The 15,502-nt window shown below is 42.3% G+C and carries 13 protein-coding genes and 1 other RNA gene; 9 read left to right on the top strand and 5 right to left on the bottom strand.

Going from position 1 to position 15,502, the window contains the following annotated elements; translation table 11 throughout:
* The first annotated feature begins 71 nt into the window (after positions 1-71).
* The 3 genes from AC07UV_RS12205 (at position 72) to ssrA (ending at position 3,587) form a co-directional block, all read left to right on the top strand.
* Positions 72-2,102: a M3 family metallopeptidase gene (locus AC07UV_RS12205; RefSeq protein ID WP_495183951.1), complete on the top strand. Its 2,031-nt coding sequence runs from the start codon at positions 72-74 to the stop codon at positions 2,100-2,102.
* A 435-nt stretch (positions 2,103-2,537) separates the two neighbouring features.
* Positions 2,538-3,020, top strand: a complete 483-nt coding sequence (locus tag AC07UV_RS12210; protein ID WP_495183952.1) for a hypothetical protein — start codon at positions 2,538-2,540, stop codon at positions 3,018-3,020.
* A gap of 199 nt (positions 3,021-3,219) precedes the next feature.
* Positions 3,220-3,587, top strand: a transfer-messenger RNA (tmRNA) gene (gene ssrA / locus AC07UV_RS12215).
* 45 nt (positions 3,588-3,632) lie between these two features.
* Here ssrA and AC07UV_RS12220 read toward each other — a convergent pair.
* A complete protein-coding gene (locus AC07UV_RS12220; protein WP_495183953.1) occupies positions 3,633-4,481 on the bottom strand; it encodes an AraC family transcriptional regulator in 849 nt (282 codons plus the stop codon).
* 229 nt (positions 4,482-4,710) lie between these two features.
* Here AC07UV_RS12220 and AC07UV_RS12225 point away from each other — a divergent pair, with 229 nt between their 5' ends.
* The 4 genes from AC07UV_RS12225 to AC07UV_RS12240 all read left to right on the top strand — a co-directional run bounded on the left by AC07UV_RS12225 (position 4,711) and on the right by AC07UV_RS12240 (position 9,259).
* Positions 4,711-6,390 carry a GMC oxidoreductase gene (locus AC07UV_RS12225; protein WP_495183954.1) on the top strand — a complete coding sequence of 560 codons (1,680 nt, stop codon included), beginning with the start codon at positions 4,711-4,713 and terminating at the stop codon, positions 6,388-6,390.
* A gap of 4 nt (positions 6,391-6,394) precedes the next feature.
* Complete coding sequence (locus AC07UV_RS12230) at positions 6,395-6,967, top strand: gluconate 2-dehydrogenase subunit 3 family protein (protein ID WP_495183955.1); 573 nt, start codon at positions 6,395-6,397, stop codon at positions 6,965-6,967.
* Positions 6,968-7,028: 61 nt separating this feature from the next.
* Entirely contained in the window at positions 7,029-8,087 is a 1,059-nt protein-coding gene (locus tag AC07UV_RS12235) for a sugar phosphate isomerase/epimerase family protein (RefSeq protein ID WP_495183956.1), read from the top strand.
* Positions 8,088-8,107: 20 nt separating this feature from the next.
* On the top strand, positions 8,108-9,259 hold the full coding sequence (locus tag AC07UV_RS12240) for a Gfo/Idh/MocA family protein (RefSeq protein WP_495183957.1): 1,152 nt from the start codon (positions 8,108-8,110) through the stop codon (positions 9,257-9,259).
* Between the two features lie 140 nt (positions 9,260-9,399).
* Here AC07UV_RS12240 and AC07UV_RS12245 read toward each other — a convergent pair whose 3' ends face one another.
* Complete coding sequence (locus tag AC07UV_RS12245) at positions 9,400-10,446, bottom strand: glycoside hydrolase family 18 protein (RefSeq protein ID WP_495183958.1); 1,047 nt, start codon at positions 10,444-10,446, stop codon at positions 9,400-9,402.
* Positions 10,447-10,548: 102 nt separating this feature from the next.
* Positions 10,549-11,742, bottom strand: a complete 1,194-nt coding sequence (locus AC07UV_RS12250) for a DUF5009 domain-containing protein (protein WP_495183959.1) — start codon at positions 11,740-11,742, stop codon at positions 10,549-10,551.
* A 512-nt stretch (positions 11,743-12,254) separates the two neighbouring features.
* Between AC07UV_RS12250 and AC07UV_RS12255 the strand changes: the two genes are divergently transcribed.
* Together AC07UV_RS12255 and AC07UV_RS12260 are read left to right on the top strand one after the other, a co-directional pair.
* Entirely contained in the window at positions 12,255-12,755 is a 501-nt protein-coding gene (locus AC07UV_RS12255; RefSeq protein WP_495183960.1) for a GNAT family N-acetyltransferase, read from the top strand.
* A 72-nt stretch (positions 12,756-12,827) separates the two neighbouring features.
* Complete coding sequence (locus tag AC07UV_RS12260) at positions 12,828-13,265, top strand: hypothetical protein (protein ID WP_495183961.1); 438 nt, start codon at positions 12,828-12,830, stop codon at positions 13,263-13,265.
* Between the two features lie 255 nt (positions 13,266-13,520).
* Here AC07UV_RS12260 and AC07UV_RS12265 read toward each other — a convergent pair whose 3' ends face one another.
* A complete protein-coding gene (locus AC07UV_RS12265) occupies positions 13,521-14,339 on the bottom strand; it encodes a universal stress protein (protein WP_495183962.1) in 819 nt (272 codons plus the stop codon).
* 119 nt (positions 14,340-14,458) lie between these two features.
* Positions 14,459-15,346 carry a sugar phosphate isomerase/epimerase family protein gene (locus AC07UV_RS12270; RefSeq protein WP_282252665.1) on the bottom strand — a complete coding sequence of 296 codons (888 nt, stop codon included), beginning with the start codon at positions 15,344-15,346 and terminating at the stop codon, positions 14,459-14,461.
* Between the last annotated feature and the right edge of the window lie 156 nt (positions 15,347-15,502).

A 15,502-nucleotide genomic window follows, 5' to 3' on the forward strand; every position in this document is an offset into this window, starting at 1 on the left:
AAATATCATCCATAGCACATAATTCACAATGATTTTGGCGCTTCAGCCAAATATTTATTACATTTACCTTTATGAGTATTTTAACAGAAAACTTCAAAACGAAGCACGATACGGCTCCGTTTTCACAGATAAAAAACGAAGATTATATCCCTGCATTTGATGTAGCAATTCAAAAGACAAAAGATGAAGTTGACGCCATTGTCAACAATCCTGACGCAGCTACATTTGACAATACCATAGCAGCGATGTCCTATTCCGGACAGACCTTAGACAGATTGTCCAGTATCTTTTTCAACCTCCATTCTGCAGAGACCAATGATGAACTCGAAAAGATAGCACAGGATGTTGCCCCTAAATTATCCGCTTTAGGCAATGACATTACGCTAAACTTTGACTTGTTCAAACGCGTAAAAGCAGTTTACGATCAGAAAGATCAACTGTCACTTACCACAGAACAAACAACGTTATTGGAAAAATCCTACAAAGATTTTGTCCGCAATGGAGCACTGTTGAACGATGAGCAGAAAGAACAGTTGCGTGCGATTGATTCCGAACTATCGCTTTTAAAATTAAAATTCGGTGAGAATGTTCTTGCAGAGACCAATGCCTACCAGCTCCTGGTTAGCGAAGAAAAAGATCTGGCGGGACTTCCAGAGGGAGCCATTGAGGCAGCCCAGGCATTAGCTAAAGCCAACGAAAAAGAGGGCTGGTTATTTACTCTGGATTTCCCAAGTTATCTGCCCTTCGTCACCTATGCCGATAACCGCGAATTGCGTCGAGAGATCACACTGGCAGCAGGGCGCAAGGCCTTTCAAGACAATGAATACAACAATGTTCAAAATGTGTTGAAAATCGTAAAACTACGTTTTGAACGTGCTAAATTATTAGGTTATGCCACCCATGCAGATTTTGTGTTGGCCGAGCGTATGGCGCAAAATCCAACAAAAGTAACCGAATTTCTGAAAGATCTGCTTGGAAAAGCAAAACCGGCAGCACAGCATGAGTTTGCTGAATTAGGTGCTTTCGCCAAGAAACTGGACGGTATCGAGCAGCTTGAGAAATGGGATGGCGCTTACTATGCAGAGAAATTAAAACAGGAACGGTTTAATCTAGATGACGAAAAGCTGAAGCCCTATTTTAAGCTCGAGAATGTGTTGCATGGTGCATTTGAGGTTGCCCACCGACTATTTGGTATCAATTTCAAAGAAGTCAACGACATTGAAACCTATCACGAAGAGGTTCAGACTTTTGAGGTCACAAACGATAATGGTGAATTGGTAGCGATCTTCTACGCCGATTTCTTTCCACGTAAAGGGAAGCGAAATGGTGCTTGGATGACATCTTTCAAGCCACAGTATGTGCAAGATGGCAAACAAGAACGTCCGCATGTATCTATCGTATGCAATTTCACCCGTCCAACAGCGACTAAGCCTTCCCTATTAACCTTTCAGGAAGTAACAACCCTATTTCATGAATTCGGTCACGCCCTACATGGCATGTTAGCGGATACCATCTATCCGACGCTATCCGGTACATCTGTCTATTGGGATTTTGTTGAGTTACCAAGTCAAGTCATGGAAAACTGGTGTTACGAAAAAGAAGCCTTGGAATTGTTTGCCAAACATTATGAAACAGGTGAAGTGATCCCAATGGAGTTGGTGGAAAAAATCCGTGAGAGTGCATCTTTCCTAGAAGGAATGGCCACGATGCGCCAATTAAGCTTTGGTCTGTTGGATATGGGCTGGCACGGACAAGACCCAAGTGCCATTGCTGACCTGAAAGCATTTGAAGATGAGCAATTCGCATCCACCAAGTTGTATCCCGATGTGAAAGAGAATGCGATGAGCACAGCCTTTTCCCATATTTTCAATGGCGGCTACTCATCAGGCTACTACAGCTACAAATGGGCCGAAGTACTGGATGCAGATGCGTTTGATTATTTCAAACAAAATGGCATTTTCAACGCCAATATTGCCCATAAATTTCAGGACAATATCTTATCCAAAGGGGGAACAGAACATCCAATGGTGCTCTATAAGCGATTTAGAGGACAGGAACCGTCTGTTGAGCCTCTACTCAAACGAGCAGGATTACTTAAATAAAAGGCGGTATCAAAAGTCAGTCTTTGTGATTGATCGCAATAATATTTTTTGAAAATCCCTAAAATGATTAAATAAGGTCCAAGTTCGATTCCGAATTTTGGACCTTATTCTTTTCTAATCACAGGGAATATGGAGTACCTTCCAATTTGCTTTTGATTTGTAATCAAAGATTTTCCATGCCATTTTTTGATAATCATAAAATTTAAAAACATCAAACAATATTGAACACTATTTCCGAATTCTAGTCCAGCCAAATGACAAACTACACAAATCTGCTCCAATACCCCCTACTTTGTTCCTAAAAGATCCCTTTTCACCTCAATAATGCTATTGACCTAACTGACTACAAAAAATCGTAAAGAATTTGCTATATTCACCATTTATTAATTCTTCAAAAAGATAGAAATTAGGGATCAATCCAAACAGCCTCATATCATGAGTGAAATCAACTTCTTATTACGCGATAAAAACCGGCGCAAATTTTTCTTCAAATGCATTTTAATCGGTCTCCCCCTATTGATCGGTCTGGCATTATTGATCAATTATATGGAAGATAGTTCAGCTGCCAAAGGTACTCCGAACGACAAAGGTGGGATGGACTATTATTTTAGAGATGCCGTTACCGAAACCGCTCCAGATGTATTGTGCAAGCTGATCCCCATGTATCCAAATGGTAAAATCACCTACTACAACTTTTCCACGGATCAAACCAATAATCCAGCCGGAGATCTATTTCTGTTCACACCCGATTCTTTTGAAAAGGTGAAAGCGTTCTATCGAGAAAAAGGAAAGATGATTGATGATGGAACAGATACATTTGTCTGTGATATCGGTGGAAAGAAAATAACCTTAAGCAAATTCACAACGAAAAAAGACGATCCAGTTCAGGGCGAAAATAAGATCAATCTTTCATTTTAAATTTTGCAGCAGCGGGCTCCATAACATCGAAATTTATCATTGAACAACAATTAAATTTGAAGCCCCAGCGCAGTTCGTTATTCCGACAACAGTTTGAGTACATGATACCTTGTTGCTATTTTTAACAGGGGATTCCCCAAATAAAAGCTATCTGTGTTGATTTATCATCAAAAAAGCTGTATCTTTGTAAGACATAATTGGGGTTGACCGGAATTGACAGGATGGAGACGGTTATGTAAGCATGTAGTGCGTTGTTAGTAGAGCACTTTAATCTGAACTTTCAGAATTACAACTGGCGAAGAAAACTACGCCTTAGCTGCTTAAGTTAGACTTAACATAGCTATTTGTCCCGTTAGATCCTGTTCTTTGGTTTAACATTCGGGGCATCGAACGATAGAACTGGCAAGTGTGATGTTGCTAAGCACTTGTGAGAAACAGCAACTACGGCGTACGGTATAGGTAAGCGACTCACCTTCCCTCGCTCGACAATCAAAGAGAAGCTAAACATGTAGAAAGCGTATACAGTACCATGACTGGACGAGAGTTCGAATCTCTCCAGCTCCACTAGAAAAGCCATATTCAACATTGAGTATGGCTTTTCTTTTTAAGCCATTACCCCGTACGAAACTGTTTCCTATATTTTAGCGGGGATGCCTTTGTCACGACCTTAAATTGTTTGCTAAAATGTGCCCAGCTGTTATAGCCACTATTATAACAGATATCCAAAATAGGCCGATCTGTATCGCGTAATAGTTTGCAGGCATGACCGATCCGGAGTTCTTTGATAAAATCAAAATAACTCTTTTTTATGTTCTTTTTGAAAAATCGGCAAAATGCCGAAACAGACATATTGGTGCTGGAAGCAACTTCTTCGAGTGAAATCGGATTTAAAAAATTCTTAAAAGAATAGTCTATTATCGCTTCTATAACGATGTTTTCCTCTCTACCGGCCATCGTATCAAAAGCCATCGTAATCACCTTATGCTCTTCGGACGATCCAATCTGTTCCATACAGTTCAATAATAACTGAATACGTTCAAGCCCCTCTGTATTTTCTATTTTGCGGATCATGAGATCAATTTCCGTTGCAAGATCTCCCATAAGCTGGATTCCCGTACTGTCATTTTTCAATAATCCAGCGATCACATGCATCTCAGGCAGCGCCAGAAATCCCGCACCCCAAAAGTCCTTGAGGAAATGAACAACAATAGCACTACCGACCGCATCCTGCTTGGATTTACGGAACCAATGTGGCAGATCCGAGCCGAGGAAGAACACATCTCCCTGCTTATAATCGCCGATATAATCACCAATAAGCGCCGTTCCATTACCTTCTGTGATCACAATCAGCTCACATTCGGGATGCCTATGCCAAGCCGTTTCAAAAGTGGGCGTTCTGTAGGTTCGACAGGCGAAAGAATACTGTTCTTCGACATGTATTTTCTGGATCAGTGTTTTCATGATAAATTATTGCTAGCGAATACATCTGCTATCTGAACACATAATATACGATTATAAACACAACAAATAGCAAGATAGCATATTTTTTCACCCAAATAGCGGTTGAAAGATGCTCGACTGATGCTGTAAATTTATCTTACGACAAGGGAACCACATGTAAGCGTATGCGGCTATCGCATAAGAATAAACCGAAATAAAATTATGAACTCAATTTCAACGATAACCAAGTATGGAAACTAATACCTATGATGCCATCGTTGTTGGCTCTGGCATCAGTGGCGGATGGGCCGCAAAAGAGCTTTGTGAAAAGGGCTTAAAGGTTCTGATGCTGGAACGCGGTAGCCCCTACGAGCATGTCAAAGATTATAAATCTGCCTTACGCGAACCCTGGGATCTCCCACACCGCGGACGCACGACTGTAGAACAGAAAAAGAAATATCCCGTTATCCACCGTGGCTGGGCAGCCTCCGAAGCGGTCATGGATGGTTGGGCAAATGAAGAAGATTGCCCCTATACCGAATTGAAACCCTTTACATGGTGGCGCAGCTACCGGATGGGAGGACGATCCACCTTATGGGGTAGACAATCCTATAGGCTAAGCCAAATGGACTTCGAAGCCAATGAACGAGATGGGGTTGCCGTACCATGGCCCATAGGTTACAATGATATCGCCCCTTGGTATGACCATGTCGAAAAATTTGCCGGAATCAGCGGATCCCTAGAAAATATTGCACATCTTCCGGATGGACAGTTCTTGCCGCCCATGGAGTTGAACTGCGTAGAAAAAGATGTAGCCAAACGCATTAAACAAGAATATGGGGACAAGCGGCACCTGATCATTGGGCGGGTTGCAAACCTTACAGCCCTGATCTCTGGGCGCTCAAAATGTCAATTTCGGAACCGATGCTGGGAAGGATGTCCTTTTGGAGGCTATTTCAGCACCCAGTCTTCTACCCTCCCTGCCGCAATGAAAACAGGCAACTTAACTGTCAGGCCTTATTCGCTGGTTCGGCAGATACTCTATGACAAAAACACCAAAAAGGCCACTGGTGTTGAGGTCTTAGATACCGAGACCAACCAAACCTATGAGTTCAAGAGTAAAGTGGTTTTTCTATGTGCTTCGGCCCTCAACAGCACTTGGGTCTTATTTAACTCCGCAACGGACATTTGGCCCGAAGGTTTGGGGAGCAGCAGTGGCGAGTTGGGCCATAATGTAATGGACCATCATTACAACATCGGTGCTTCTGGAATAGTTGAAGGCTACGAAGACCGCTATATATTCGGCAAGAGGGCCAATGGGTTTTATATTCCCCGATTTGTCAATATTGGCAGTGACAAAAGAGACTACCTACGTGGCTTCGGCTATCAGGGCGGTGCCAGCCGTGAAGGCTGGGGCAAGGAGGTTGCCGAACTCAATATAGGTGGTGATTTTAAAGATGCACTTACTGAGCCTGGTCAGTGGACTATCGGTGCAACAGGCTTTGGAGAGATACTCCCCTATCACGAAAATAAAATCTCACTGGATAAAGATCGCAAGGACAAATGGGGATTGCCTGTATTGGCGATGGACGCTGAACTGAAAGACAATGAGTTGAAGATGCGAAAGGATATGCAGGAAGAGATGAAAGCGATGCTTACGATCGCTGGTGTAAAAAATGTAAGCACCTGGGACAGTGGCCATGCCATGGGACATGGTATCCATGAAATGGGAACCGCGAGAATGGGACACGATCCCAAAACCTCGGTGCTCAACAAGTGGAATCAGGTTTGGGATTGTCCCAATGTATATGTTACCGATGGCGCCTGCATGACCTCATCGGGTTGCCAAAATCCATCATTGACCTATATGGCGCTGACGGCACGAGCGGTTGACCATGCTGTCAATGAACTCAAAAAAAATAATAGCTAAGCCCATGGAAAGAAGAACACTTTTAAAGATGATTGCCCTGCTTACTGGTGGAGCCGTGATTGGTGGCAATGCTTTTTTGACGGGATGCAGTTCCAGCAAAGAAAGCGACCTCAAGGAACGCCTCAATTTAACTCCCCAGCAAATTGCATTCCTGGACGAAGTAGCAGACACCATACTCCCAACTACCCCAAAAAGCCCGGGTGCCAAAGCAGCCAAAGTGGGTTCGTTTATGAAGGTTATGGTGAACGATTGCTATGAAGCTCCGGATCAACAGATCTTTCTTGAAGGGATGGACAAACTGGATGATGCATGCAATAAAATGCATAAGCTTGGATTCGTGGAAGCCACAGCTGAGCAAAGGCTTAGCCTACTCACAGCGATCGATAAAGAGGCAAAAGAGTATATGTCCAAAAAAGGAGATTTACCCAATCACTACTATACCCTATTTAAGCAATTGACACTCCTGGGTTATTTCTCTTCGGAAATAGGTTATAAACAGGCGCTGCGATACAATCAGGCGCCCGGTCGATACGAAGGAGATGTACCTTATAAAAAAGGGGATCGTTCCTGGGCTTAAAATAACGAACTTACGGATATAAGGTTCCACAAAAGGAACCTTTTCACCTAAAAAAAGATTTATGACAACAATTAAAGGACCTGCTATTTTTTTAGCGCAATTTGCTGGTGACAATGCACCCTACAATACCTTAGAAGGTATCTGCGAATGGGCAGCCTCGCTCGGCTACAAAGGTATCCAGATACCTACCTGGGATGCGCGCTTAATAGATCTTCAAAGAGCTGCTGAAGACAAAGGTTATGCGCAGCAGCTCCAGTCTACCGTACAATCCTATGGACTGGAGATCACCGAATTATCAACACATCTACAAGGGCAACTGATCGCTGTACATCCGTCTTTTGACCCATTATTTGATGCATTTGCGCCACAAGCGCTGCATAATAATCCCAAAGAGCGACAACAATGGGCTATACAGCAGCTCCACTATGCGATTAAAGCCTCCCATAATCTCGGTTTGAAAGCCCTCGCAACCTTTAGCGGTGCATTTCTCTGGCCTTATGTTTACCCCTGGCCGCAACGTCCCGCAAATCTGATCGAAACAGGCTTCACTGAACTCGCCAAAATGTGGCTCCCCATATTGGATACCTGTGAACAGTACGATGTCGATCTTTGCTATGAGCTTCATCCGGGTGAAGATCTGCACGATGGTGTTACCTTTGACCTGTTTTTAGAAAAAGTAAATTACCATAAACGGGCAAATATTCTATACGATCCATCACATTTCATTCTGCAATGCCTCGATTACCTGGAATTCATCGACATCTACCATGAGCGTATCAAAATGTTCCATGTAAAAGATGCTGAATTCAACCCATCTGGTCGTCAAGGTGTTTATGGTGGATACCAAGATTGGCAAGCACGGGCTGGCCGCTTTCGCTCTATTGGGGATGGACAGGTCAATTTCAAAGCAATTTTCACCAAGTTGACACAATATGATTTTCAGGGCTGGGCAGTCCTCGAATGGGAATGTGCATTTAAGAATTCTGAGGATGGCGCTCGTGAGGGTGCACAGCATATCAAAGAGTATATTATCCGGGTAGGCAATCGTGCATTCGACAATTTTGCTGCTGCTGGTAGCGATGATGACTTGAATAGAAAATTGATCGGTTTATCAGAATAATAGCCTAAAATAAAGTTATTATGGAAATCAGAAAAATCAGGATGGGCATGATAGGCGGTGGCAAGAATGCCTTTATTGGTGCTGTGCACCGTATGGCTGCAGGGATAGATGGACAGGTCGAACTATGCTGCGGCGCATTAAGTTCGGATCCCATTAAAGCACAGGAGTCCGGAGAGCTGCTTTCACTCCCTACGGATCGAATCTATACAAATTTCCGGGAAATGATCCTGCGCGAAAGTCAGTTGCCCCCTGACGAACGGATGCATTTTGTAAGTATTGTCACTCCCAATGTTGCCCATTTTGAACCCGCCATGCTTGCACTTGAACATGGATTTCATGTACTTCTGGAAAAACCCATGACCTTCTCCCTGCAAGAGGCCCAATTATTACAGCAGAAAGTCAATGAATCGGGATTGCTACTTTGCGTCACCTATACCTATTCGGCCTATCCGATGGTCAAACAAGCACGTCAGCTGGTCCGTGAAGGCAAGCTCGGCAATATCCGTAAAATCATGGTCGAATATCCACAGGGCTGGCTCAGTACATTGATCGAAAACGAATCGCCACTTGCCGCCTGGCGGACAGACCCTGAAAGAGGTGGACTAAGCAGCTGTATGGGCGATATCGGAACACATGCCGCTCATTTGGCTGAATATATTTCCGATTTAAAAATCACCAAAGTATGTGCTGATCTTCGTACGGTCGTAGCAGGAAGGCGACTGGAAGACGACGGTAATGTCCTGCTGGGATTTGAAAATGATGCAACTGGCGTACTCTCTGCCTCACAGGTAGCGGCAGGCGAAGAGAATGCTTTAAAAATAAGGATATATGGAGAAAAAGCCGGTTTAGAATGGAACCAGCAAGAGCCCAATAGCCTCCTGCTGAAACCGCTTAACGAACCGGCACAACTGCTCCGTGCAGGACAGCAATATCTCAGTCCTCTGGCTCAACACAACAGTCGCTTACCAGCAGGGCATCCGGAAGGTTACATCGAGGCATTTGCCAATATCTATCGGAATTTTTCAGCTACAATTCTTGCAAAAATAAACGGCACCAGTCCCTCCGAGGCCATGTTGGATTTCCCCACCGTCGCAGATGGAACTAGGGGCATGAAATTTATCGAAACGGTAATAGCTTCTGGGCAGTCCAGTCAAAAGTGGACTCCACTATGATCAAGCCTATAAGGACATCGGCATGAAAAAAGATTCAATACCCGAAATTACTACGTCATCAAGTAGGAGTCTCGTGACAGCTCAGTAATTTCGGTATTTTAGGTTCTTTTTGAAAGGCTTTAATATTGGAACGCCCTATATCAACGTATAATCCCCTTATACACCGCATCCCGTAATACCCCACCTTCGGTATCACCGGCATATTCCCAATACATCGCCCCCAGTAAGCCCTGTCCATGCACATAATCACATTTCAAGGCAATGGATTCTGGAGTTTCAAAAGTCAGTACCAATTCTCCCTGTGCATTGACCAGATAGTGGGCCTTCGCTTCATCATCCCATTTCTGTTCAAAACCCTGTAAATTCAGGAGATCCTTATAGTCTATAAACCCCTTGATGTCCGTTTTATTTCCCCGTCCGTAAAACGGAATACCGAGCACCAATTTTTCGGCAGGCATTCCAGCGGCAATATGCGCCTTGACAGCTTCAGCACAAGTCGTGCGCCCCGATAAGGGAGAACGATGCAAACTCGCATGGTGATACGGTGGATTGCCCGAGTCGTAAGTCATGATGTTCACAAAGTCTACATCGTTTTTAATCTGATCAAAAGCAATATACTGACCACTTGATACCGAAGCAAGTGTCAATAGTTTTTTCCTACCAATAGTTTTCCGGATATCCCGCATCAATAAGGTAAAATTCTCGGTATCCGATTCCGCCGCAGAAATACCGGCAGAAGAGTTGGTTGGATATTCCCAATCAATATCAATACCGTCAAGTTTAAACTCTTTTACAACCCGTTCACAATCCTTGGCAAATTTTTCCCGATTAACGACATCAGCAGCCATTTCACTAAAGCGACCACTTCCCCATCCACCAATGGATAACAATACCTTCAAATGAGGATGTGCCTTCTTCAACTCAATAATACTTTTTAATCTTGCTTCATTGTCAATACGCACGCCGTCAAAATTGTCATTTACATGCCCGAATGCATAATTGATATGGGTCAGGTAAGTCGGATCCGGCATCACTGTTGACCAGGATGTAACGTATGCAATCACCACTTTTTTATTTTTCCCATGTGCACAACTCCGTTGTGGGCTAACCGTCATTAACAATAAGGCTATAGCTGTAAAGCTAAGGGTTATTAACTTGAGGGGATTTATAACATTTTTAGATTTCATACACATCATAATATTAAATATTCAACATAAATAGCACTGATATTGAGCCCAATTCCGCTCTTCATTTAACAAGATAATAAGCGGATAACGATCCGTCTTCTATTAAAGTTTTAAATAGATATTTATCTTTTTCAGTAAAATAGCATACCACAGCATGGCGAAAGCCCATAGCAGCGAACCACCAACAGCAAGAAGCATGTTACCCGACTGCTTATAGAAAAACAAAGGAATCTGCAATCCCCAACAGATGAAATAAATTAAATCCGGCGCAAGATAGGTCGTCAAAGAATTCTTTCCGGCTTCCTCGAAGACGAATATTCCTTTATGGTATTTCCGGATATCTATTACATAGTAGATAACAAGCAGTAAAAGCAGGCTGATACCACAACAGAGCAATGCCCAGCTTGGCGTACCGTGAATTTTGGATAATATAAACCATGGACGCAGAGCAAATCCGCCCAGTAACCAAAGTATTCCAATAATCAGCATCCAACGTAAAAGTAGCTTAGGTGTAGCAGCATACCGTTTGATCAAGATGCCAATGATTGTTCCGGCCAATACGATGCAAGGTACATTACCCGATAACAGCACATTCAGATAGCTCCCAACAATTGGAATATGCAATTTGTATTCCGTTTGAGAGAGGATATTCAGGAGAAGAAACAATAGCCAAAAGCATGCTACAATAGCGAGCCTTCCCCGACTTAACACAAAAGTAGTAGCTGCTGCAAAATAACCCCATCCGATCAAGCCCAAGATTCCCCACCAACCAATCTCCAAGCCTTTACCTTCTGCAGCTTTAAAGCAATAAACCAAATAACAGATCCCCAAGACTCCAAGAAGACGCATACTTTTAAATAAAGTTTGATTGCCGGATGTAGTAGGATACCTATTCCAGATCAGAAATACGCAGAGATACAACAATCCTAGCCACCAAAAACTAGACATACCCGTCAATGAAGCATCCACACGTCCACCGTTCAGAATCAAGATACCAATCAGGATCAAACTCGCTGTACGGGTGACAATATGCGCAAAAATCAGACGAGTAGATTCCCCCAGTTTCTCTCGGGCAGCAATAGCATAGGGCACAGCCATACCGACCATAAAAAGGAATCCCGGAAAAACCCAATCCGCCAGCCCCATGCCATCGACTTCCGCTTTGGTATGCAACAGCCATTCTGGAACACCGGGTGCAAATAAATCGTTGACAAATAACATGAGAAATAGAGTCATACCCCGCATGACATCCATTGAGCGAATTCGAATTGATTGTTTAGGTTGTTGTTGATCCATAATGATACGATAAATCCAAAGAAAATCAGCTGTCATAGCCCAAAAACGTCCCGTTTACTCAATTCTGCCACGGACTACTCAGCTACTTTAAGGAATTATAAAATGCAGGGCTCGGTCGCTTAAAATACGCGTACACGATTCCGTTTGCATTCAGGTTTATAATTTTTAGCAAACAAAACAACTATTTACTTACCCTAAGATGAGCATATTATATCATATTCAAGAGAAATAATTGTTCAAATTAGTGTAATTTTTGCTTTTATCATACAGGTTTCTTGGAATTATGGCTTTCTTATACCTATTGAAAAGTACATTGCTTGCTGTACATTCCATTTAGCCCCTTTTTGCCAATGGCGGGGAGTCCGATGTGATATATCCGCTGTTGCATAAAAACAATCGAGTTAATGCAAAAAGCTGAAGCCGAATAAAACGTGGAAAAACTTGATCAAAAAGCATCAACTATAGTATAAAACTAATATTTTTGATCCTAGTTCTAAAACAACAGATAAAACATGAGCCAGTTAGTATTTCGTGACGCTAGACAAGAAGATTTACCTCGTATCGTAGCCATATACAATACCACTATTGCTTCAAGAATTGTCACAGCGGACACCAGTCCTGTATCGGTAGAAAGCAGGCAGAAATGGTTTGATGAACACAATCCGTCAAAGCGACCGTTATGGCTGGTAGAGGAACAAAATAATATCCTCGGCTGGGTCAGCTTCCAGTCTTTTTACGGTCGACCAGCATACGATGCTACAGTAGAGATCAGCATCTATCTGGATGAACAGCAGCGAGGCCGGGGACTGGGGAAGCAAATTCTCCAATACTGCATAGACAAAGCCCCAAGCCTTGGCGTAAATACCCTATTAGGCTTCATCTTTGCACACAATGTACCTAGTATCACCTTATTTGAAAAAATGGGATTCCAGGAATGGGCCAACCTTCCCAATATCGCTACGCTAGATGGGGTAGAACGAAGTCTAAAAATACTTGGGAAAAGATTGAATTAGGCCTCAGCATTGTCTTTCAAAAGAAAAATCATTAGCTTTAAGTAATTATTTTAAACTCTTAAAGCCACAGGTATGAATCCACGACCACACACACCGCTATTATTGACTCTTTCTATGTTGTTTTGGATCAATGTTGCAACGGCACAAGATCCAGAACGGATAAAGACCATCACAATTTCCGCAGATTCAGCCTATACAAAAGTCGTACAAGCACTTCAAGAAAGTGGTTACAATATTACTAAACTAGACCGTCCTTCAGGTTTTATTCAAACCAGTGTATCTCTAAAAAGTAAATCAATATTTGGTCGTGATGGTGATAAAAGAATCTTCAATTTCTTAGTTGTCTCACTCCCGGATCGAAGGTCCAAAATCATTCTCAATATATTTCTGTTCGAACGGCGTACAGTTGGAAGCGGTAATGCTGAAAATTATTACTACGATGACAAAGGCCTCCTCCAGGATGATAAAATCTATCAGCAGATCTGGGATAAAATTTTACTGCTGCTGTAATAAAGCTTATAATATATTTATATTATTTTGGCAGTGAATTATCCTTGTGATAGTTCACATTCTTAAATTGAGCAGCAACCATGTGTATAACCAAAAAAAACAAACGTTATTCATTTCTAATCTTACTTATTCTTTTAGTGCTTTTTGCATTCCTCATTATCCATCTACTCAAAACCAAATGGGGAGAAACAGATAATCACAGAATGCTTCTACAATAAATTTTACAGGTACTATAATTAATCGCCCGGTATTGAGCTATATTGATATTGTTAGCAATGGAACATCGAGACCAGAGGCCATCATCCGTGTTTTGCTGCGATGTGTCAATGAGCTCCAGAAGCCATACTTATAAGGAATCATAACCAATAGATCCGTATGGCTTTCTTTGACCTCATCACGAATGGCCTTCACCACCTCATTTGAAGTTACATTTTTATAGTAATAGCTGACGATCCCCATCACATTATTGATGGCTTCGCGGGTAGCGCTACCTTTTTCCTCGTTTAGCTGTTCGACGGTTTTACGGATATTGAGCACCTCTAAGACAGCATTAAAGTCAGCTGCAAAATCTTTAACTTTTTCTAGAATTTCCTTTTGAACACCACGAACAATGTCGCAGGCAAAGAGAATATGTTTTAGGCCAGTAAATTGTGCTCCCAATGGTACGGAGAGAATAGGAATTTTTAGTCTACTGATGGCTGCGGTCGTCGTATTGCCCAACATATCCTGGTCAAACGAACGTTTGGCCATACCCATGACCAATAGATCGGCGCCGGTTTCCAGAATACATTTTGTAATTTGATCATAGAACAAACCCGTAGCCAGATAAGGGACCGTGGGCACCCCACTCTGCTGGGTAATAGCTTCCGCTTTATGTTTTAAAATCTTGTTTTGATGTTCAAAAATTTTGAACATAGAATCGGGAGAAAGACGTGCATTCATCGCATGGATGGAAGGGTTCTGGAGAGAAAATAAGACAATCTCATATTCTTTACCAGCAAAAACTTCCAGTATAAAATTCAAGGCATGTTCTGCCTCTTCAGCATAGTCTGTAGCAACAATAATCCGTTTCATGTGATCCGATTTAATACGATTAAACAATTCCTTATTAATACGATCAAGTTACCGAAAAATAATAAATCTGTCAACCGGACAATTGTCTCAGCATCGTCAATTTTCTCCCGATTTTACCGCTATTTTGAATAGCTATCCTTTACAAAAGAAGCCTTTTTCAGGTAGTCGATACTTTGCTCAAGGCCCGTGTAAATATCATTGCGTGTATCTTCCAATTCAACGAACAGATATTTCAGTCCACCTGTTTTAGCATTGTTAAAGATCGCATCAAATCCGACCATTCCACTTTGACCGATTTCACGGTGGTCTTTGATATGTAAAGCTTTAAATCTGCCTGCGTACTTATTGAAATAATCCACAGGGCTCACATCTCCAATTACTGCCCAGTAAACATCCATTTCAAAAAACACATTTTCAGGATTAGTATGCTCCAACATGTAATCGAACATCACTTTATCCTCCACCTTTTTAAATTCGTGTGCGTGGTTGTGGTATCCATACAATATTCCCTGTTGGCGGCATTTTGCACCCACAGCGTCCAAATAGCGGCATTGCGTTTCAAGATCTTTGAGCGTCTTAGGCACATCCATCCAAGGCGTTACAATGTATTTCATACCAGCGGCTTTGTGTGCAGCGATACATTCGTCCCACCATTTCAAGGACTCGGAGAAATCGCCGGAAGCAAGTTCCTGCGCAGACAATGTTTTTGTCGCATGTGAAGACAAAACCTTCATTCCTGTTTTTTCCACTTTGGCTTTAAATTCCTGTGGGCTTAGGTTGTACAGTTTACCATCTTTATAGCCAGCAGCTTCTACGCCTGTATAACCGAGTGAAGCGATCTTTTGCAGAATTTGATCGAAATTCGGGTTTTTGCTGATTTCTTCACGTACAGAGTACAACTGTAGACCAATTTCTTTTTTTGCGGCTTTTTGTTGCGCAAAAGTCGGATTGACGGCCAATAGCATGCAGCCGGCCATTAAAGATCCGATAAGTGTTCTTCTTTTCATATGTTTTTATTTACTCATACAGACCTACCCAACACGAAAGCTATGGTAAACATCAGTTTACGGGTTGTTTAGGTTTGTTCGTGTTAAGTGCAGCTGCAATGTATGCAAATCCATTAAAAAACACAACGTTTTGGTTTTTTATTTATTCACATTCCT

Source organism: Sphingobacterium sp. GW821-FHT03E03, from assembly GCF_059420745.1.

Coding starts and splice junctions, on each gene's coding strand:
- AC07UV_RS12205 (WP_495183951.1), top strand. CDS start 72: ATGAGTATTTTAACAGAAAACTTCAAAACGAAGCACGATACGGCTCCG.
- AC07UV_RS12210 (WP_495183952.1), top strand. CDS start 2,538: ATGAGTGAAATCAACTTCTTATTACGCGATAAAAACCGGCGCAAATTT.
- AC07UV_RS12220 (WP_495183953.1), bottom strand. CDS start 4,481: ATGAAAACACTGATCCAGAAAATACATGTCGAAGAACAGTATTCTTTC.
- AC07UV_RS12225 (WP_495183954.1), top strand. CDS start 4,711: ATGGAAACTAATACCTATGATGCCATCGTTGTTGGCTCTGGCATCAGT.
- AC07UV_RS12230 (WP_495183955.1), top strand. CDS start 6,395: ATGGAAAGAAGAACACTTTTAAAGATGATTGCCCTGCTTACTGGTGGA.
- AC07UV_RS12235 (WP_495183956.1), top strand. CDS start 7,029: ATGACAACAATTAAAGGACCTGCTATTTTTTTAGCGCAATTTGCTGGT.
- AC07UV_RS12240 (WP_495183957.1), top strand. CDS start 8,108: ATGGAAATCAGAAAAATCAGGATGGGCATGATAGGCGGTGGCAAGAAT.
- AC07UV_RS12245 (WP_495183958.1), bottom strand. CDS start 10,446: ATGAAATCTAAAAATGTTATAAATCCCCTCAAGTTAATAACCCTTAGC.
- AC07UV_RS12250 (WP_495183959.1), bottom strand. CDS start 11,742: ATGGATCAACAACAACCTAAACAATCAATTCGAATTCGCTCAATGGAT.
- AC07UV_RS12255 (WP_495183960.1), top strand. CDS start 12,255: ATGAGCCAGTTAGTATTTCGTGACGCTAGACAAGAAGATTTACCTCGT.
- AC07UV_RS12260 (WP_495183961.1), top strand. CDS start 12,828: ATGAATCCACGACCACACACACCGCTATTATTGACTCTTTCTATGTTG.
- AC07UV_RS12265 (WP_495183962.1), bottom strand. CDS start 14,339: ATGAAACGGATTATTGTTGCTACAGACTATGCTGAAGAGGCAGAACAT.
- AC07UV_RS12270 (WP_282252665.1), bottom strand. CDS start 15,346: ATGAAAAGAAGAACACTTATCGGATCTTTAATGGCCGGCTGCATGCTA.